Raw genomic sequence first — 18,837 nt, 5'->3', positions numbered from 1 at the left:
CGCGGCGGCCGGCGGCGGCTCGGGCGAGCAGAAGCCGGCCAAGCTCGGCTCGGCCGACGACGCCGCCTTCATCATGAAGAACGCCTCCAAGGTGATCATCGTGCCCGGCTACGGCATGGCGGTGGCGCAGGCCCAGCACGCGCTGCGCGAGATGGCCGACCTGCTGAAGAAGGAGGGCGTCGAGGTGAAGTACGCGATCCACCCGGTGGCGGGCCGCATGCCCGGCCACATGAACGTGCTGCTGGCCGAGGCCAACGTGCCCTATGACGAGGTGTTCGAGCTCGAGGACATCAACTCGGAGTTCGCGCAGGCCGACATCGCGTTCGTGATCGGCGCCAACGATGTCACCAACCCGGCCGCCGAAGAGGACAAGACCTCGCCGATCTACGGCATGCCGGTGCTGCAGGTGTGGAAGGCCGGCACCGTGATGTTCATCAAGCGCTCGCTGGCCTCGGGCTATGCCGGCATCGACAACCCGCTGTTCTATCGCGACAACACCATGATGCTGCTCGGCGACGCCAAGAAGGTCACCGAGAACATCGTCAAGGCGATGTAGGATCGATCGCGATGGCGCTGAACCGGGACTGGCATCGCGCGCATCGCATGCCGCCCCGGCGAGGTGCTAACCGTCGCGATCTCGGCCAAGCAGCAATTCAAGCGAAGGCCAGGCTTCGCCAAACGAGGCGCATGACAACAGAAGCAGGGCGCTGGCGCGCGCTCCGCTCGGCAAACCGTCAGAACCACCCGATCTTGCCACCATGCGGGGCGCAGGCTCGCGTCGGCGCAAGTGCAGGACCGGTGCGCCGGCTGCGATCGATGCCGGAACATCGCAATACAGCGGGCCTTCGTCGTCAGTCATGGCGGCGTGCCTTTCCGTTCGGTGGCGAGCGCAATCTGTCGAACAACCGTGAGTACGACGGGCTGTCCCTCATGATGAGAACCGAGCCGGCAGGTGCGTCTATTCGGGCTCGAGCCGGCCACCGCCGAACAAGGTCGGCACGTAACGTGGAGCCTTGATCTCGGCCATGAAGCGTTGCTTGGTCGCGATCGGATCGAGCGAGACGGGCGGCCGGATCGGCTCCACGTCCGGCTCCGTTGCCAGCACCAGCATCCCGACGCCGCGGCGGTCCTCGATCTGCCCGATCTTCTTGCCGAGCGCTTCCGGTTGCGCAAGATTCTCGGCGTGCGCGATGCCCGCGGCCCGCGCCAATTGCGCGAGATCGAGCGTCGCATTGGTCAGAGCCTGTCCGCCGGATGCGGCATGCACGCCGTTCTGGATCAGCAATATCGTGAGATTGGCAGGGTTCATCGCGCCGATGGTGACGAGGGCACCCATATGCATGAGCAAGGCGCCGTCGCCTTCCACCGCGATGACCGGCCGTTTCGGCTGGGCAAGTGCGAGGCCGAGTGCGAGCGGCAAAGTGAGGCCCATGGCGTCCTCGAAGTAGAAATTGCTGGGCGCATGATGAATCGAGGCCCAGAGATACGAGGCGTTGCCGAGCGACGTCACCACCAGCGCTTGCGGCGGCAGATGCGCGGCAAGTGCCTTGTAATAGTCGCCCCGGCTGGCGCGGCGTCCGGTCACCATTGAATATCCTCCCGGGACAGAAGCAGGGCGAACGGACAAGAGCCTTCTTCCGCATAGGTCGCGGCCTGCTCGACCTGCGCGCCGATCGGACGATGCCTGTCGGCGCATGCGTGATTGAGACCGATGCCGCGGAACACCGGCTCCGTGGCTCGTCCCTTAGGAATGTGATAGAAGACCGCATCCTCCGGTGTGCCGCGGTAGGAAACCAGCATCAGCAGCGGAAACTGATAGCGCTGCGCCAGCGAGACGAGGCCGGCGCCCATGCTCAGGACCCCCGCGTTCTGCACCAGCAAAGCGGTGCGCACGCCGCCGAGGCGGCTGCCGCAGGCAATGGCGAGGGCCTCTTCTTCATGCGTCGCGCGAACCAGGGTCATGCCCGGCTCCTGATCGATCCGCACCAGAATCTCGCCAAGCCAGCTGTCCGGCACGGCGACGACGAGGCCGAACCCCAAGCGTTTCAGCGTGTCCAGGATCTCGGATGGGCGGTGCGAGACCGCGCCCAGCGTCGACGACGTCATCAAGGCCTCCTCCACAGCTGCCGCCAAGGCTACGCAAGAAAGGTACTATTGTCGATACGATAATCCTTGATAAAAGGTACTATTAAGCTGATGATAGTTTTAATTGGAGATTGCGATTGCAACGGAGCCGGGCGGGGCAATCCACAATTGCGGGAGAGAAGACCGATGACACGCGTCTGGTCGTTGCTGATCGCCTTGTTGTTCACCGTGCCTGCCCATGCGCAAGACAAGCTGGTCGTCAGTATCTGGGGCGGCAGCTGGCGCGATCTGGTCGCCGAGACGGTTGCGAAGAAGTTCACCGCTGAAACGGGCGTGAAGGTCGAATTCGTCACCGGCGGCACCATCGACCGGCTCAACAAGGAAAAGCTCGCCAAGGGCAATCCCGAGAGCGACGTGACGTTCACCACCTCGCATGTCGGCTGGCTCTATGCAAATGACGGCCTGTTCGAAACCATCGATACGTCGAAGATTCCGAACGCCAAGAACCTGGCCGAGGAAGCGCGGATCAGCCCCTATCATCTGGGCGCCTGGGCCTATGTCTACACCATCGGCTATCGATCTGATCTCATCAAGGATCTGAAGTTCGACAGCTGGAATGAGCTCTGGAGCCCGCAGCTCAAGGACAAGCTCGCTGCGCCGGACTTCGATCCGAGCCACATCATCGCCGTCGCTGCGATTCTCTCGGGTGCCGACGCGGCGCATTGGGAGCAGGGCGAGGCCAAGCTGAAGGCACTGAAGCCGAACTTCAAGGCGTTCTACACCAACGACGCCAACAGCCAGCAACTGCTCGCCAGCGGCGAGACTCCGGTGCAGATCGTGCTTTCGATGAACGCCTATTACATGATGGGGCAGGGTATCCCGATCACGCTTGCGATGCCCAAGGAGGGCGCGGTGCTGGGCATCGACACCGTCGCGATCATGAAGGGCTCGAAGAAGGTCGATCTCGCCCACAAGTTCATCAACACGCTCTACGATCCCGAGATCCAGGCCGAGATCTCGAAGCAGAAGAAGGGCAGCCCGGCCGTGCTGAATGCCAAGCTCGATCCAGAGATCGCCAAGCTTCCCGGGGTCTTCACCAGCGCCGAACAGTGGAAGCAGCAGATCAACATCGATGCGAAGCTGCGCGCGAGCAAGACCGCCGAATGGCGGAAATGGTTCGCCGAGAACATCATGAATTGAGCGTCAGTTGAGCGTTCTTGGCAGCGGGCGCGCATCATGAAGCGGCAACCGTTCGTAGGCACCTTCACGGCTCCGGCGGCGCTTTGTGCGGTCGGGTTTCTGGCGGCGCTGGCCGCGGTCCTGCAATACAGCCTGCGCGCCTATGTTCCGGGCTCGCTTGATCCGGGCGGCTTCACGCTCGCCAATTTCGCCGATCTCCTGAAGCCGCTCTACGCCCGCGTGTTTCTCGACACCGTGCTGATTTGCGCAGCGACCGGCCTGGCGACCCTGGTCGTCGGCTATCCACTTGCCTACGCCCTGGTGCGCGTCGAGCAACCAATCATCCGCTCTTTCCTGCTGGTGATCGTGGTCACGCCGCTGTTCCTCGGAGAGGTGGTCCGGACCTATTCCTGGATCATCGTGCTCGGCAATAACGGCTTCATCAACGCCGTGCTGCTATGGGCAAGGTTCGTCAGCAAGCCGATCCAGTTCATGTTCACGCCGTTCGGCGTCATCGTCGCCCTCGTCCATGTGACGTTGCCGGTAATGGTGATCATGCTCGCGGCCGGACTGTCGCACATCGATCGCGATTATGCGCGGGCCGCCGAGAGCCTGGGGGCGGGACCGATCAGGGTGTTCCTGACCGTCACGCTGCCTTTGTCGATGCCCGGTGTGATCGCGGGCACCACGACGGCCTTCGCATGGACGTTCTCGGCCTTCGCGACGCCGCAGCTGATCGGAGGAGGACGCGTCAACATGCTCTCCAACCTGGTCTATCAGCTCGGCTTCGCGAGCTTCAATTTTCCATTTGCCGCGACGCTTTGCGTCGCCGGCCTGGCGTTGACGGCGGTGGTCCTGGCGCTTCTGAAGCTCGCCACGAGTCCGCTACAGAAGATCGAGGTGCACTGAATGACGCCGCGATCGACCTACCAGAGGGTTCTCGGCTGGATCGGGCGCCTGATTGTCATTCTGATCGTCCTGTTGCTCTTGCTACCGGCCGTCGTGGTCACGATCGCCGCGTTCAACGACAAGCCGATCCTGTCGTTTCCGCCGCAGGCCTGGTCCTGGCGCTGGTTTGGCCGCGCGCTCAGCTATGAGGACTTTCGCCAGGGCTTCTTCAACGGCCTGACGGTGACGGTCTGGAGTTCGACGATCGCGCTGTGCGTCGGCGCCATGTTCGCGTTCGTCATCGACCGCTACAACATCCCGTTCAAGAAGGTCATCGAGGCGATCCTGGTGTCGCCATTGGTGATTCCGCATTTCACGGTGGGGCTCGGCTTCCTCATCCTGGCGGCGCAGATCGGGCTGAGCCGGGGCTTTGCCGTGGTCGTGGTCTGTCACGTCATCCTGGTGCTGCCGTTCGTCTTGCGCAGCGTCTACGTCTCGCTGAAGAATCTGGATCAAAGCTATGAGCTCGCGGCGTCGAGCCTCGGTGCCGGGCCACTGCGCGTGCTGTGGACCATCACCCTGCCGCTGTTGCTGCCGGGACTGGTGAGCGGGTGGTTGTTTGCCGCGATCCTTTCCTTCAACGAGTTCACCGCCTCGCTGTTCGTGACGTCGCAGCGCACGCAGACCCTGCCGGTCGCGATGTACAATTACGTGCGCGAGTTTGCCGATCCGTCGATGGCGGCGCTCTCGGTGATGTACATCATCGCCACCGCCGCGTTGATCATCTTCGCCAACGCGTTCCTGGGACTGGGCAAAGTCCTCAACATTGAACAAGAGCATCGATAGGGAGCGGCGATGTCCGAAAGCAGCAAGCGCGAGCGCAAGGAGGCGGCGGTTCGTTTCGAGGCGGTCACCAAGCGGTTCGACGACGTCGTGGCGCTCAACAACGTCTCGCTCGACGTCGATCCCGGCGAATTTCTGACGCTGCTTGGCCCGTCGGGCTGCGGAAAGACCACGCTGCTCAAGCTCGCCGCAGGCTTTCTCGGGCCGGATCGCGGATCGGTCGTGATCGGCGGCAGGATGGTCAACGAGGTGCCAACCTACCAACGCGGCATCGGGATGATGTTCCAGAACTATGCGCTGTTTCCGCATATGACCGTGGCCGACAATGTGGCCTATGGCCTGAAGACGCGCCATGTCCCCAAGGCCGAGCGGGATCGTCGCGTCGCCGAGGTCCTGGAACTGGTCAAGCTCACGGGGAAGGAGAACAGGAGGCCACGGCAATTGTCCGGCGGCCAGCAGCAGCGCGTGGCGCTCGCGCGGGCCCTCGTGATCAATCCGACCGTGCTGTTGCTGGACGAGCCGTTCTCGGCGCTCGACAAGAGCCTGCGAACCTCGATGCAGGTCGAGCTGCGCGAAATCCAGCGCAAGCTCGGTCTCACCACGATTTTCGTGACGCACGACCAATCGGAGGCGCTCAGTCTTTCGGACCGCGTCGCAGTGATGTCCGAAGGGCGCATCCGGCAGCTCGGCACCCCGGTCGACATCTACCGGGCGCCGATGGACCGGTTCGTCGCGACCTTCGTCGGGGACAACAACAGGCTGCGTGGGACACTGCTCGGGATTGAGGCCGCCGATGCGATCATTGCCCTCGGCGACGCATCGGTCCGGGTCCCGAAGCAGGCGCTCGCGAGCCTCGATCGCTCATCGGCGGTCGACGTCTTCGTTAGGCCGGAGCAGTTCAACGTCGTCGGGCCGAATGACCCCTGCGCCGTCAGCGGCAATGTCGTGGCGCAGATCTATCAGGGCGGGCATGTCGACCTTCACGTCGAATGTCCCGGACCGGCCCATGGTCGCCTGCTGATCAGATCGGCGGGTGATCTCGCCGTCGCGCGCTGGCCGATGGGAGCGCGGGTCGGCGTCGCAGTCCAGGCGAATGGATGCGTGGCCTTTCCGGCCGAGTAGGATTGGTCGTAGCACCGAAGATTGGCCGCTTCGGGCGGGTTCATCGCGCGACGATGAAGGCCCTGATCGCCGCCAGAGCCTCGATCGAAGGCATGTCCCTTACGGCATCCGGGCCGGAGCACCATGGATAGGGGATCGCAGAGAGCCAGGGCAGGATCCGGCCCGCGTCCTCGGCGGGCAGCACGGACATCAGCGCGATCTCGATGAATAGCCGCGCGACCCGTCCGTCCCCGGGGTGGAAATGCCAATCATAATTGCCGCATCCGACGCGCACGGCACCGTCCTGCCGGGCGGTCATTCCGACCAGCCAGCGGCAGCGAAACTGACTGGGGTGATCGGAGGGCGGGCGCGACAGGCAAAAGGTCCGCACATTGTCGTACTGGGCGGAGAAGTCACGGACGAGAACGCGGGTGACCTGCTCCAGTCCAACCGCCGCGCTCGGAAATGCGATGGCTGTCGTCTTGACCATCATTTCGAGCTGGCAGTCGTCGAGGAAAGCGTCGGCCATTAGCTCGGGACGGTTATGGTCCTTGGCTTCGATGTAGGTGGCGATCGCGTCGGTCGCGGTGAGTCGGTCAGACGCCATGCTTGATCCCGGTGACGTTGCAACAGATGAGGTTCGATCGGCGCAAATGGTCGGCGCTGCCGCTCGCAGATGTGATGGTGGCCGCGCAACTCTTGCCAGGAATTGTCAGCCTCCATGGGGTAGTGTTTGATCCGATTGAGATCCAAAGTAAACGATCGAAATCGCGCGATCATTGCTTTTCGCGGACAGGACACCGAATGAACACGCACTCGATCGAGATCCGGCGACTGCTGCCCGCGGACGCTGAGCTGTATCGCGAGATCCGCCTCGAGGCGCTGCGCTTGAGTCCCGAGGCGTTCGGCAGTGCGTATGAGACGGAGAGCGTTCATCCGGTCGGCTGGTTCGCGGAAAGGCTGGAGCGCGGCGCGGCGATCTTTGGCGCGTTTCAGGCCGGCAAACTTGCCGGCATTGTCGGATTCGTTCGCGCCGACGGGCCGAAACGGCAGCACAAGGGCGCGTTGGTCGGAATGTATGTGCGGCAGGCGGCGCGCGGCGCCGGTGTCGGCCGGCTCCTGGTCGATGCTGTGCTCGATTTCGCGGCGCAATCGGTCGAGCTGGTGCAGCTCATCGTGGTCAAAGGCAACGAGCCGGCCCGACGGCTCTACGAGGCAGCGGGCTTTGTCGCGTACGGGCTCGAGCTGCACGCGCTGAAGATCGACGGCCGCTATTACGACGACATCCTGATGGCGAAGGATCTGGTCCGGCGCGGCTGACTGCGTCGGCCGATGCCGCGACACAGTTTCGTCGTAGCGTCGCGATAGGAGAGCGCTCGCGTAAGGAGACATCGGTTCGCCTGCCAACCAGCCGGGAAGCTGCCATGCCGAAGATTGACCTGACGAAAGTGCCGGAACGCAAGGGGACCGGTTACCCGGCCGAATTTGCCGCGGCCTGTGCCGACCGCGTGCGCCAGCGGCTCGGCGACGCCGGCGGGCTGGCCGACTTCGGCGTCAATTTGATGCGGCTGCCGCCGGGTAATTGGTCGAGCCAGCGCCACTGGCATTCGGACGAGGACGAGTTCGTCTATGTGCTCGCGGGCGAGCTGGTGCTGGTGGAAGACGGCGGCGAGACGGTGCTGCGCGCCGGCGATTGCGCGGCGTTTGCGAAGAATTCCGGCAACGGGCACCACATGATCAACCGCTCGCAGATGACGGCCATCTATCTCGAGGTCGGATCGCGATCGAGCGCCGACGTCATCACCTGCTCCGACATCGACATGTTGAGCCCGAGCTCCGACGGCCGCTTCCTGCACAAGGACGGCAGGCCGTACGAATAGACGCTCAGCCGCGGACCGGCGCCAAAATCAGCGTTGCGGATTGAGCCGCGAAGGATCAATCTTGCCGAGAGGGAGATTTGGTCGCGTCCATGGCGGAATGGTATTTCATCTGGATCGACGGGCCGCGCGGACCCGAGCCGCAGAAATGGTCGTCGGACGCACTGTGGGGGCAGCTTGGCCGCCAGGACATCATCGTCCGCTTTCCCCTGAGCGATCGCGAGGCCGGTCTGTCGCTGGACCAGCTGGCGCGGCTGCACCCGGTGCCTCGGTGAACTGGGCCGCCGGCGAGCGCGGCTGTCTCACACCACCAGCCGTCCTTCGCGCTCGGCGACCGTGATCTGCGCTTCGGTTCCTGAATTGAAGTCGAGCCGGTCGGCCTCGATGCCATCGCTGAAGATGACGCCGTTCTCCGGCATCAGCGAGCGCACGCTGAGGCGCTCGGCGCGGTCGAGGCTGCCGCAGACGAGGGTCACTTGCGAAGTGCGGCTCGGAAACGGCTCGCGCACCGCGAAGCGCAGCGCGCCGGCGTCCCAGGCCTGCGGCAGATAGGGCGGGCTCTCGCCGCCGCCGCCGAAGGTGCCTGCGATCGCGAGCGAGCCGGTGACGATGCTCTTGAACCAGGCGGTCGAGCCGAGCCCGGTTGCGACGATCAGGCCGCTGGAGGACTGCCGCTCCTTCTGTTCGGCGAGTGCGATCTCATAGATGGCCGAGGTATGCGTGCGCGCGCCGACGAAGAGGTCGTTGACGGCGTAGAGCACCTGCCCGTCGGTGAGCGCGGCCTTCGCCATCGTCACCGCCTTGTGGCCGCGCTTGTTGGCTGCGACCTCGCGCAGCAGGGCAGGGAGGTCGTGCGGCACGAAGGGCAAGAGAACGCCGTCATAGCGCCTGGCATCCGGGTTGAGCCCGATCAGCGGATGGCCGTCGAGATACTTCATCGTATTGGCGACGACGCCGTCCTGGCCGAGTGCGACCACGATATCGGACGGACCGAAGATGAAGTTCGGCAGGAAACTTCGGTCGATGACCTGGTAGCGGCCCCACTGCTCCAGCGCCTGCACGGTGACGCGGCGCTCGGCCTGATAGACATCGTGCTCGCGCTGGTAGTCCGAGAAGTCGGCGCCGAGATGCTCGACATAGAAGCGGGCCTGCGCCGCCGTCAGGTATTTGGCAATCAATTCCTCGAGTCGCGTCTTGCGGGTGACGAGGACGATCTTGCGGTCATTGTCGGCGCGCACGGCTGGCCTCCACGGTGGCGGGCTTCTCCAGCAGCGTGTTGAGCAGATCGGGCGAGACGTTGAGCTGGCCGATCTTCTCGGCCTTCTCGGCGATCCCGCTGAAGGCCTGCGCGATCAGCTGTCCCGGCTGCATGCCGGCGGCTGCCAGTGCCTGGATCACGCGGGTATCGACCCCCTCGAATATCTTCATCAGCGCGCCGACCCGATAGGCCTCGGCGTCCGCCAGGGTCCGGGTGTTCTCGGCATTGAGGCTGACGAAATCCTTGCGCTTGCTCTCCAGCGTGATGTCGGCAACCATGCCGGCCTCGCGCAGCTCGGCCTGCTTGGCCGCGACGCTCGCCTCGGCGTCCATCTGGGTCTCGCGGATCGAACGCTTCTTCTGCTCGACCGCGATCTCGGTGTCGAGCTCGCTCTCGCGGATGGCGCGTTCCTGCTCGACCGCGAAGTTGCGCCGCGCGAAGATCGCTTCGTCCGCGCCCTTCAGGATCGCTTCGCGCGCCTCGGCCTCCAGCGCCTTGGCGGTGTCGGGCGTCGGCTTCACGCCACGGATCGAGACGCCGAGGATTTCGAGACCGAGTGCCGCGATATCGGCACGGCCCCGCAATCCGCTCTCGATCAGGCCGGCGATGCGGTCGGCGGCCTGCAAGGCTTCCTTCAAGGTCAGTTCCTTGATTGCCTGCTGCGCCAGCACCTCGACGGTTGCGAGAATCCGCTGCGGCAGCTTTTCGGGGTCGTCGGACTCATAGGTCTTGCCGTCGGCCTTGAGGGTGAAGTTGAGCATCGCGGCGGCCTTTTGCGGCTCGCTGATCCGGTAGGTGACATGACCCTGAACGGTCAGTGCCTGAAAGTCGCGCGCGATCTGCTGGAAGATGAAGGCGGCGTCGCGGCTGCCGATCGGGACCGCGACCAGCGAGGTGACCGGCCCATAGTAGAAGCCGGACAGGCCGGCGCCCTGCTGGGTCACCGTGCCGCCGCGGTATTTCATGAGGTACGTGGTCGGCTGGGCCTTGATGAAGCGAAGACCGAACATGGTGGGGTACTCCTAAGTAAGTGTGTCTAGGCAACTAAGTTAGTTGGACTGTACAACTAAGTATGTTATTGTCAAGCCGGGACGCGGGAAGGTTCACGCCACCGGATTGCTTTCGAAGTGAACACCGGTTCGCGTGAAAACGACGCGTCCCGACGAGAACGGAGCGGGGAGAGCATGCACAAGAAGCCGGAATTGGACTTTCCGCGGCCATTGACGACCGTCGACGTCGTCATCTTCGCCATCAGGTCAGACGCGCTTCAGGCCTTGCTGGTTCAACGCCCAAACACGGAAATCGAGCCGTTTCCAGGAGCTTGGGCGCTGCCCGGCGGCTTCGTCGATATCGCGGGGGATCGCGACCTCGAAGCCTGCGCAGTGCGCAAGCTGAAGGACAAGACCGGGGTGGTCAGTCCGTATCTGGAGCAACTCGGAAGCTGGGGCGGTGCGGCGAGGGATCCGCGCGGCTGGTCCGCGACACACGCTTACTTCGCATTGCTGCCGGAGCACGCCGCCGGTGGCGCGCTGGGCGCCGATGCACAGTGGTTCGCGGTCGAGGGCGACAAAGTGAGGCCGAAGCTCGCCTTCGATCATGCCGTGATCCTTCAGGCGGCGGTGCAGCGTTTGCGCAGCAAGGTCGAGTACACGTCGTTGCCCGCCTATCTGATGCCGCCGGAGTTCACGCTGCCGGAACTGCAACGCACCTACGAGATCGTGCTCGATCGTCCGCTGGAGAAGAGCGCCTTTCGCACCCGCATGCTTGCCGCCGACCTGATCGAACCGGTCGCGAAAATGCGCAAGGGACCGAACCGGCCGGCGCAGCTCTACCGGCTCAAGAAGGCCAGGGCGCCGGTATTCTTTGCGCGGACGTTCAATCCGCCGGACTGAACGTCAAACCGAAAGATCGAAGCCCGGCGTCACGGCTCCGGTCAGGAATGACGCGAGAAACATCTTGCCGAGCACGTGCTTGCCCGAAGGCGTGCCGATCCTGAACCGGCCGGTGCGGCTGGCGGCTGCGAGTTCGGCAAGCGTCGGCGCCGCAAGACTCGTATCGGGCGTGGTGCGCCGGGCAGTCGCGGATGCGCTGAGCAACACGCCGGCATAATAGAGCCGGGTGAGGGCGCGCACCAATTTGAGGCGGCCGGCCAGTGCATCGTCCAGCGGTCGGCCAAGCCAGGCGCGATGCAGGATGGTTTCCAGTTCCGGCGTTCGCGCCAGGCTGTCGCCGATAATGGCGAGGTCGACCAGCGGATCGCTGCGGTAGGCGGATTCCCAGTCGATCATCCAGAGCCTGTTGCCGTCGAATAGAATGTTGCCCGGGAGCGAGTCGTTGTGGCTGGAGACCGAGTTCGCCTCGTCCCAGACATAGGTTGCGCGGACGCGTTCGAGATGAGCGTTGCAGCGGTCGAGCACGCCGGGTGCGAACAGCCCGGTGCGGCAGACATGGGCCCAGAGCCGGGCCACGATGTCGGGGTAGCGCACGAAGGCGGGAAAGGTCGGCGTCGCTTGCAGGCGCGCCAGCAATTCGCCGAGCGCCCTTGCAAGTCCGGGCAGGCCGCCGGGATAACAGTCGAGCGGTTGTCGCTGGATGAAATCCATCACCGCGACGCGCGCGGTCTCGTCGACGTAGTGGAGCCGCGGCGCGATGCCGGCCTCGGCCGCGATGCGCAGCGAGACATATTGATGTGGATTGCGCAGCGGGCTCGGTTCGCCTTCCATCCGCAACAGATAATGCCGACCGTCCGCATCGACCCGGAACAGCCGCGCCGCGGTGGCGCCGCCCGAGACCGGCATCACGCCATCGATATGCGCGGTGCCAAGAACTTGGCGCATCGCGGCGTGCGCGGCCTCGCGTTCCGTCGCGAGAAGGGTGTCGAAAGCAATCATGGATCTCGCAAGCGAGGGCTCAACGCTCGATGCGCCGCTGCCGCCGCTGTCCTTCCGCTTCGCTGTGCCGAAGCTGCAAGCGGTGCACGAAGACCTCGGCGGCATTGTGGATGTGCACGCGGCTCAGGCGCTCGGCGGCATCGCCGTCGCCGGCAATCACGGCGTCGAGAATTCCGGCATGCTCGTCCCAGATGTTGTCGGGCATTTTCTGGTCGCCGCGCAGCACTTCGCCCATGATGCGGCGCAGATAGGGCCAATGCGGCTCGGTGGTCTGATCGATCAGCGGGTTGCCGGACAGTTCGCACAGGAAGCCGTGAAACTTCATGTCGGCTTCGATCTGTGCGTTGAGCACGCCGCTCGCGATCGCGGTGCGGCCTGCCGTAAGAAAGGCAGGACCCTCCTTGGCGGCGCGCTTGGCGCCGTGCTCGGCCGCCATCCGTGCCGCGAGACCGTCGAGCATCGCCCTGATCTCATAGAGGTTGCGGGCGAAATCGACATCGAGCGGCGGCACGATGAGGCCGCGCCCCGGCGCCTCGCGCACCAGGCCGCGGGTCTTCAGCAGCAGCAGCGCCTGCTGCACCGGATGGCGCGACACGCCATAGGCCTGCGCCAGTTCATCCTGAATCAGGCGGGTGTTCGAGGGCAGATCGCCATCGACAATCTCGGAAATGATCGTCTCGACAACCCGTTCGACCAGGGTCGGCTGTGCGGGGATCGTGCGCATGCGGTCTCCATAAATCCCACTGGAACCTATCATTTCGGCCCTTAAAAGACGATTGCCTGGCATTCGAATTCAGTATATGAATTCCGAATTCAAAGCTCGAGGGCGCGACGATCGCCCCGACAGGGAGGATAGCGGTGGCGGGCGGACCTGTGGTGCGCAGCGTTGATCGTGGCTCGGATTGCGGCGAACGCGCCGGTCCGGTCGTTCTGGCGTTGCTTCGCCGGATCGTGCTCGGCACTGAACTCCCACATTGCGATCGGCCGACGTTCCTCGCCTGGAGGGCAGCATGAGCGGTCTGCGCAGTCCGGGACAGATGTTGTCGGTTCACGCCAGGCTTCGCCCCGACGATGTCGGGATTCGCGATCTCGATCGGTCACTCACATTCCGGCAATGGAATGCGCGTGCGTGCAGGCTGGCAAATGCGTTGCTCGCGCTCGGGCTGAACAAGGGCGATCGCGTCGCGGTGCTCGCCTATAACTGCATCGAATGGGGCGAGATCTACGCGGCGACCGCGAAATCGGGCCTAGTCGCAGTACCGGTCAACTTCCGGCTGGTCGGACGCGAGATCCGCTACATCGCCGAGGATGCTGGGATTGCCGCGCTGATCGTGCAGCACGATCTGGTCGAATTGATCGATGAGATCCGCGATCAGCTCACGCTGCCGCGCGATCGCTTCATCCTGTTCGGTGCCGCCACCCCGCGCACCGGGTTTCGCCTCTATGAGGCGTTGCTGGCCGGCGCCAGCGACGACGAGCCGACGGAGAACGTTGCCCCCGGCGATCCCTGGACCCTGATGTACACCTCGGGCACGACGGGCAATCCGAAGGGCGTGGTGCGCAATCATCTCGGTGCCGCGCATCTGTCGCTAGTCACGAGCGTCGAGCTCGGCATTCGCAGCAACGACACCGCCTTGCTGGCGATGCCGATGTGCCATGCCAATTCGCTGTATTTCTTCGGCGCTTTCACCACGTGCGGCGCGGCCTGCACGATCTATTCGCGCAAGGCGTTCGATCCCGAGAATTTCCTGCGCGCGCTCGCCGGTGGCGGCGCGACCTTCACCTCGCTGGTCCCGACCCACTACATCATGCTGCTCGGGCTCAGTGCGGCGGTTCGCGCGTCCTGCGACCTGACCCGGGTGACACGCCTGATGATCTCCTCGGCGCCGGCGCGGCCCGACACCAAGCGCGCCGTGATGGAGATGTTTCCGAACTCCGGTCTGTTCGAGCTTTACGGCGCGACCGAGACCGGATGGGTCACCATGCTGCATCCGGACGAGCAGTTCAGCCATCTCGGCTCGGTCGGCCGCGAATGCGTCGGATCGGCGCCGATCAGGATTCTGGACGAGCAGGGTCAGGAAGTGCCCGATGGCGAGGCCGGCGAGCTCTATTCCTGCACGCCCTATACATTCGACGGCTATTGGGGATTGCCCGAGAAGACGCGCGCGGCCTTCCATGGCGCCTATTGTACGGTCGGTGACATGGCGCGCCGCGACGAGGCGGGGTTCATCCGGCTGGTCGACCGCAAGAGCAACATGATCATCTCCGGCGGCGAGAACATCTACCCGTCGGAGGTGGAGACGCTGGTCGGCGGCCATCCGATGGTGAAGGACGTCGCCGTGATCGGCGTTCCCGACGAAAAATGGGGCGAGCGCGTCCATGCCGTCGTGGTGCCGCATGACGGCGTACCGATCGATGAGGCCACGTTGCAGGACTGGGTGCGCACGCGCATCGCCGGTTACAAGTGCCCGAAATCCTATGCCTTCATCGCCGAGACCGAAATGCCGCGAAACGCGACCGGCAAGGTGCTGCATCGTGAGCTGCGGGCGCGCTTCGGCGGTCAAGCCGGAGGAAAGCCATGAAGCTCTCGCCTGACAGTGTCGCCGCGCTGATCGCGCGGATGTTGAAACGACGCGGCGTGCAGCGGGTCTACGCGCTGTGCGGCGGCCACATCATGCCGATCTGGATGCGGCTCGATGCCGAGGGCATCCGCATCGTCGACGTGCGCGACGAGCGCGCCGCCGTGCATATGGCGCAGGCCGAGGCCGAACTGACCGGCGGCCTCGGCGTCGCGCTGGTCACCGCGGGGCCGGGATTGACCAATGCCATCACCGGCATTGCCAACGCCCATATCTCGCGCGCGCCGGTCCTGGTGATATCGGGAACCAGCCCGCGGCCGCAGGAGAACCGCGGCGGTTTGCAGGATCTCGACCAGGCCGGCCTCGTGCGCGGCATCACGCGCTATGCGCGCACCGTGCGCGAGCCGTCGCTGGCGCTCGCCGAGCTCGACGAGGCGATCTCGCGCGCATTCGGCGAGGCCGGCGAGCCGGGGCCCTGCTACATCGACTTTCCCACCGACACGCTGCGCGCCGAGGTGCCGAAGGCGCTGCAACTCGACGAGCATCTCCGCCCGAAGCCACCGGTCGTCATGGCGCCCGATCCGCAGCGTGTCGCCGCGGCCGTCGATCTGCTGTGGTCGGCGCGGCGCGTGCTCGTGATCTCCGGCCGCGGCGCCCGCAACGCCGCGCCTGAACTGACCGCGCTGCTCGATCGGCTCGGCGCGGTCTATCTCGATACCGGAGAGAGCCGCGGCCTCGTGCCCGATGATCATCCCTCCATCGTGGCCGCGATGCGCGGCGCCGTGATGGGCGACGCTGACGTGGTGGTGACGGTCGGTCGCCGGCTGGATTTCCAGCTCGCCTTCGGATCGCCCGCGATCTTCCGCGATGCGCGCTTCGTGCGGATCGGCGACACGCCGGGTGAAGTTCGCGACAACCGGCGCGGCGAGGTCGAGCTGTTCGGCTCGGTCGCCGAGACGCTTCGCGCCATGCTGGCGCATGCCGGCAACCGTGCCTCGCAAGTCGAGTCCGAATGGGCGGCGCGATTGCGGGGCGAGCATCTTGCCCGCGCGGCGAAACTGCGCCTGGCAATGGAGCAGGCGGCACCCGGTTCCGACGGCAAGCTGCATCCGAACCGCGTCCTCGCCGCCGTGCAGGAGGCGGTCGGCCCCGATGCCGTCGTCATCACCGATGGCGGCGACTTTCTCTCCTTTGCGCGCGTCGCGCTCAATGCGCGCACGATGCTCGATCCCGGGCCGTTCGGCTGCATCGGCATCGGTGTGCCCTACGGCATCGCCGCGAGCCTGGTGCATCCGGATCGGACGGTGCTGGTCGCGACCGGTGACGGCGCGTTCGGCTTCAACGCCATCGAGATCGACACTGCCGTGCGCCACAAGGCGCCGGTGCTGATCGTCGTCGCCAACAACGGAGCCTGGCAGATCGAGGTGCACGATCAGAAGGTTACGCATGGAAAAGTGGTGGGCACGCAGCTGCAATGCTGCGATCACGCCGCAATGGCGCGCAGCTTCGGCATGCATGCCGAGCGCGTCGAGACCGAGGCACAACTCGGTCCCGCGATCTTGCGTGCACTGGCTAACCGGCCGGCGTTGCTCGACATGGTCGTAACGCCAGAGGCCATATCGTCCGACGCGAAGAGCGGATTGGCGTGGGTTCCAGACTTGCAGCCGCTCGAAGCATGGGACAAAGCTGAACGGTCATGGAGGGAGAAAGCCTGATGCCGTTCAAGCGAGTCGCGCTTCGCGTCGCAACATGCGTGAGATTGTTTGCGTTGCCATCGTTCTGCCTGATCAGCGCGTTCGGAGTAGCTGGCGGCGCGGTCGCAAGCGATTCACTTCAAATCGTGGATGCGCGTGTGCCGGCGGCCGACAAAGAGGGCGGGGACCTTCCCTTGACGATGACGATCAGGAATGAGGCCGATAGCGCCGATGCACTGCTCCGCGTTCGTTGCCCGGTGGCAAACTTTTCTGAGCGCCACATTGTCGACCGCGGCGAAGGCGCACCAGCCATGCGTTCGATTCCGAACATTCCTGTGCCTGCGAAGGCTACGCTCGAGTTGAAGCGCGACGGCTATCACGTCATGCTGCTTCAGTTGCGTCAGGCACTCGCGCCGGGCGAGACGTTCAAATGCGCGATCGTTTTTCAGAAGGCTGGAACAATCGAGACGGAGGTACAGGTCCAGAAGTGACCCACGATTTGTGACTAAGCACGGCGGCGGATGGCACAGCCATTCGTCGGGACTCAAGGCTTCTCGCGTGATCGCCCGTATGTGACGGGTGATTCGATCAATGAAGAATGCTGGATCCGGAGGAAACAAACCTATGGCAAGGTTGAATTGGGTTAAATCGCATATGCTCGCAGCGGCAGTAGCATCCGCAGCGACCTTCGCGGGCTCTTTCGCGCTCGCCGACGATGTCAGCCAGGAGCGACTGCTCAACGCTGACAAGGAAGCAGGCAACTGGCTGCACCATCACAAGAACTATTCGGCGACCCGGTTCTCGTCGCTGACCGACATCAACAAGGACAACGTCAAGAATCTGAAGGTCGCTTGGACCATGCATCTCGGCGGCGTCGAGGGTGGCGGGATCTGGTCGCATGGCGGATTGGAGGGAACTCCGATCGTCGAGAACGGATTCATCTACGTCACCGATGGCTGGGGCTCGGTCTACAAGATCGACGCCCATGGCGGCAAAGGCGTGATGGTCTGGAAGATGGATCCCAAGACTGATCACGACTGGGCCGGCGCGGTCGCCTGCTGCGGCGTCGACAATCGCGGTGTCGCGTTGTGGAACAACCTCGTCATCTCGCACACGCTCGACGGCCGCCTGGTCGCCACCAACAAGGAGACCGGACAGGTCGCCTGGCAGCGTCAGGTCGCCGATCCCGACAAGGGCGAGGTGATCACCGGCGCACCGCTGATCGTCAAGGACATGGCTATCTCGGGCGTCGGCGGAGCCGAATACGGCATTCGCGGCTGGATCGCGGCGACCGATCTGAAGACGCAGAAGGAAGTGTGGCGCACCCACACCATTCCGGGCAAGGACGAGCCCGGCTCGGAGACCTGGAAGGACGACAAGAACGCCAAGGCGAGCGGTGGCGGATCGACCTGGGTCACCGGCAGCTACGACCCGGCAACCAACACGATCGTGTGGGGCGTCGGCAATCCCGGCCCGGACTGGGACAATGAATACCGTCCCGGCGACAATCTCTACACTGACTCTTCGCTTGGTCTTGACGCCGACACCGGCAAGATCAAGTGGCACTACCAGCACACGCCGAACGATCCGTTCGACTATGACAGCGTCGCGGAGAACGTGCTGGTCGACGTCCCCGGTCCGAACAACTCGACGCTGAAGCTCGCGCTCGAAGCCGACCGCAACGGCTTTGCCTATGCGATCGACCGCAACACCGGCAAGTTCATCTGGGGTCTGCCCTTCGTCAAGAAGGTGACCTGGACCAAGGGTCTCGACCCCGAGTCCGGCAAGCCGGTGGAGTACGATCCGAAGCAGGGCGTTCAGAAGTACAACGCCTCGGTGACGCCGAGCCGCACCAACAAGGAAACGGACATCTGCCCCGGCAACATGGGCGGCAAGAACTGGCCGCCGACTGCGTACAACCCGAACCTGAAGCTCTGGTACATTCCCGTCATCGAGAGCTGTAACCACATCAAGGTCGAGGAGATGACGCCGGACAAGGTCAAGCCGCGCGAATTCTTCACCGGCGGCGGCCCGAGCCAGCCGTTCAAGATCACCGGCAGCGTGACTGCGATCGACGTCACGACGGGCAAGGTGGCAGGGAAGGCGGAGACCCAGTTCCCGAACCTCGGCGGCATACTGGCGACGCCTGACCTCGTGTTCTCCGGACAGCCGTCCGGCGAGGTGATCGCCTATGACGCCAAATCGCTGAAGGAGCTCTGGCAGTTCAACACCGGCGGCGGACTCAACGCGCCTCCGATGACGTTCTCGGTGGACGGCAAGCAGTACATCGCGGTGCTGGTCGGCCTCGGCGGTGCGTGGGACAAGTGGTTCATCGACTCCACGCCCGAGTTGAAGCGGATGCAGCCGGGCTCGATGCTCTACGTGTTCGCCCTTTGACGTCACAAGCGCGGGAGGCTTCCGAGCGAAGCCTCCCGCGTTCGG

At 64.4% G+C, this 18,837-nt stretch carries 20 protein-coding genes; 13 read left to right on the top strand and 7 right to left on the bottom strand.

Going from position 1 to position 18,837, the window contains the following annotated elements; translation table 11 throughout:
- Nucleotides 1-556: NAD(P)(+) transhydrogenase (Re/Si-specific) subunit beta (locus B2W55_RS05035; RefSeq protein WP_291532184.1), on the top strand; the 556-nt coding region annotated here is incomplete at its 5' end.
- A 402-nt stretch (nucleotides 557-958) separates the two neighbouring features.
- Here B2W55_RS05035 and B2W55_RS05030 read toward each other — a convergent pair.
- Both B2W55_RS05030 and B2W55_RS05025 read right to left on the bottom strand, forming a co-directional pair.
- Nucleotides 959-1,588: a thiamine pyrophosphate-dependent enzyme gene (locus B2W55_RS05030; protein ID WP_024578511.1), complete on the bottom strand. Its 630-nt coding sequence runs from the start codon at nucleotides 1,586-1,588 to the stop codon at nucleotides 959-961.
- Nucleotides 1,582-2,106: a thiamine pyrophosphate-binding protein gene (locus B2W55_RS05025; protein WP_145987277.1), complete on the bottom strand. Its 525-nt coding sequence runs from the start codon at nucleotides 2,104-2,106 to the stop codon at nucleotides 1,582-1,584. The genes B2W55_RS05030 and B2W55_RS05025 overlap by 7 nt, the downstream gene beginning before the upstream one ends.
- Before the next feature lie 165 nt (nucleotides 2,107-2,271).
- On the opposite strand from B2W55_RS05025, the gene B2W55_RS05020 reads away from it, so the two are divergent.
- The 4 genes from B2W55_RS05020 to B2W55_RS05005 are packed head-to-tail and all read left to right on the top strand — an operon-like array spanning nucleotide 2,272 to nucleotide 6,117.
- Nucleotides 2,272-3,285 carry an ABC transporter substrate-binding protein gene (locus B2W55_RS05020; RefSeq protein WP_024578513.1) on the top strand — a complete coding sequence of 338 codons (1,014 nt, stop codon included), beginning with the start codon at nucleotides 2,272-2,274 and terminating at the stop codon, nucleotides 3,283-3,285.
- A 36-nt stretch (nucleotides 3,286-3,321) separates the two neighbouring features.
- The gene (locus tag B2W55_RS05015) at nucleotides 3,322-4,173 is read left to right on the top strand and encodes an ABC transporter permease (RefSeq protein WP_024578514.1); all 852 of its coding nucleotides are present in this window, start codon (nucleotides 3,322-3,324) and stop codon (nucleotides 4,171-4,173) included.
- Entirely contained in the window at nucleotides 4,174-4,998 is an 825-nt protein-coding gene (locus tag B2W55_RS05010; RefSeq protein WP_024578515.1) for an ABC transporter permease, read from the top strand.
- A 9-nt stretch (nucleotides 4,999-5,007) separates the two neighbouring features.
- A complete protein-coding gene (locus B2W55_RS05005) occupies nucleotides 5,008-6,117 on the top strand; it encodes an ABC transporter ATP-binding protein (RefSeq protein ID WP_024578516.1) in 1,110 nt (369 codons plus the stop codon).
- 40 nt (nucleotides 6,118-6,157) lie between these two features.
- On the opposite strand, the gene B2W55_RS05000 is transcribed toward B2W55_RS05005, so the two are convergent.
- Complete coding sequence (locus tag B2W55_RS05000; RefSeq protein ID WP_024578517.1) at nucleotides 6,158-6,703, bottom strand: hypothetical protein; 546 nt, start codon at nucleotides 6,701-6,703, stop codon at nucleotides 6,158-6,160.
- Between the two features lie 11 nt (nucleotides 6,704-6,714).
- On the opposite strand from B2W55_RS05000, the gene B2W55_RS04995 reads away from it, so the two are divergent.
- From B2W55_RS04995 to B2W55_RS04985, 3 genes are all read left to right on the top strand, one after another.
- On the top strand, nucleotides 6,715-7,416 hold the full coding sequence (locus tag B2W55_RS04995) for a GNAT family N-acetyltransferase (RefSeq protein ID WP_244442108.1): 702 nt from the start codon (nucleotides 6,715-6,717) through the stop codon (nucleotides 7,414-7,416).
- Between the two features lie 104 nt (nucleotides 7,417-7,520).
- Complete coding sequence (locus B2W55_RS04990; protein ID WP_024578519.1) at nucleotides 7,521-7,976, top strand: cupin domain-containing protein; 456 nt, start codon at nucleotides 7,521-7,523, stop codon at nucleotides 7,974-7,976.
- Nucleotides 7,977-8,065: 89 nt separating this feature from the next.
- Complete coding sequence (locus B2W55_RS04985) at nucleotides 8,066-8,248, top strand: hypothetical protein (RefSeq protein WP_244442102.1); 183 nt, start codon at nucleotides 8,066-8,068, stop codon at nucleotides 8,246-8,248.
- A gap of 27 nt (nucleotides 8,249-8,275) precedes the next feature.
- Here the strand turns inward: B2W55_RS04985 and B2W55_RS04980 are convergent, their stop codons facing one another.
- Nucleotides 8,276-9,211 (bottom strand): sugar kinase, encoded by a 936-nt coding sequence (locus tag B2W55_RS04980; RefSeq protein ID WP_024578521.1) that lies wholly within the window; start codon nucleotides 9,209-9,211, stop codon nucleotides 8,276-8,278.
- Complete coding sequence (locus tag B2W55_RS04975; protein WP_024578522.1) at nucleotides 9,195-10,241, bottom strand: SPFH domain-containing protein; 1,047 nt, start codon at nucleotides 10,239-10,241, stop codon at nucleotides 9,195-9,197. Before B2W55_RS04975 ends, B2W55_RS04980 begins: the two co-directional genes overlap by 17 nt.
- 174 nt (nucleotides 10,242-10,415) lie before the next feature.
- Here B2W55_RS04975 and B2W55_RS04970 point away from each other — a divergent pair, with 174 nt between their 5' ends.
- The gene (locus B2W55_RS04970) at nucleotides 10,416-11,123 is read left to right on the top strand and encodes an NUDIX hydrolase (RefSeq protein ID WP_024578523.1); all 708 of its coding nucleotides are present in this window, start codon (nucleotides 10,416-10,418) and stop codon (nucleotides 11,121-11,123) included.
- A 3-nt stretch (nucleotides 11,124-11,126) separates the two neighbouring features.
- Here B2W55_RS04970 and B2W55_RS04965 read toward each other — a convergent pair whose 3' ends face one another.
- Entirely contained in the window at nucleotides 11,127-12,122 is a 996-nt protein-coding gene (locus B2W55_RS04965; RefSeq protein ID WP_024578524.1) for a phosphotransferase, read from the bottom strand.
- Nucleotides 12,123-12,141: 19 nt separating this feature from the next.
- Entirely contained in the window at nucleotides 12,142-12,846 is a 705-nt protein-coding gene (locus B2W55_RS04960; RefSeq protein WP_024578525.1) for a GntR family transcriptional regulator, read from the bottom strand.
- Between the two features lie 286 nt (nucleotides 12,847-13,132).
- Here B2W55_RS04960 and B2W55_RS04955 point away from each other — a divergent pair, with 286 nt between their 5' ends.
- The 4 genes from B2W55_RS04955 (at nucleotide 13,133) to B2W55_RS04940 (ending at nucleotide 18,792) form a co-directional block, all read left to right on the top strand.
- Nucleotides 13,133-14,704: a class I adenylate-forming enzyme family protein gene (locus B2W55_RS04955; RefSeq protein ID WP_024578526.1), complete on the top strand. Its 1,572-nt coding sequence runs from the start codon at nucleotides 13,133-13,135 to the stop codon at nucleotides 14,702-14,704.
- Nucleotides 14,701-16,416, top strand: a complete 1,716-nt coding sequence (locus B2W55_RS04950) for a thiamine pyrophosphate-binding protein (protein ID WP_024578527.1) — start codon at nucleotides 14,701-14,703, stop codon at nucleotides 16,414-16,416. Before B2W55_RS04955 ends, B2W55_RS04950 begins: the two co-directional genes overlap by 4 nt.
- Nucleotides 16,416-16,886 carry a copper chaperone PCu(A)C gene (locus tag B2W55_RS04945; protein WP_244442103.1) on the top strand — a complete coding sequence of 157 codons (471 nt, stop codon included), beginning with the start codon at nucleotides 16,416-16,418 and terminating at the stop codon, nucleotides 16,884-16,886. The genes B2W55_RS04950 and B2W55_RS04945 overlap by 1 nt, the downstream gene beginning before the upstream one ends.
- A gap of 163 nt (nucleotides 16,887-17,049) precedes the next feature.
- Nucleotides 17,050-18,792, top strand: coding sequence for a PQQ-dependent dehydrogenase, methanol/ethanol family (locus B2W55_RS04940; protein ID WP_024578529.1), 1,743 nt, complete (start codon nucleotides 17,050-17,052; stop codon nucleotides 18,790-18,792).
- Nucleotides 18,793-18,837: the final 45 nt, after the last annotated feature.

Origin of the sequence: Bradyrhizobium sp. UBA2491 (genome assembly GCF_002341725.1) — a bacterium.
GTDB lineage: Bacteria > Pseudomonadota > Alphaproteobacteria > Rhizobiales > Xanthobacteraceae > Bradyrhizobium.
Note: the sequence above shows the minus strand (reverse complement) of the source record. Positions and strands in the feature narration are given on the sequence as shown.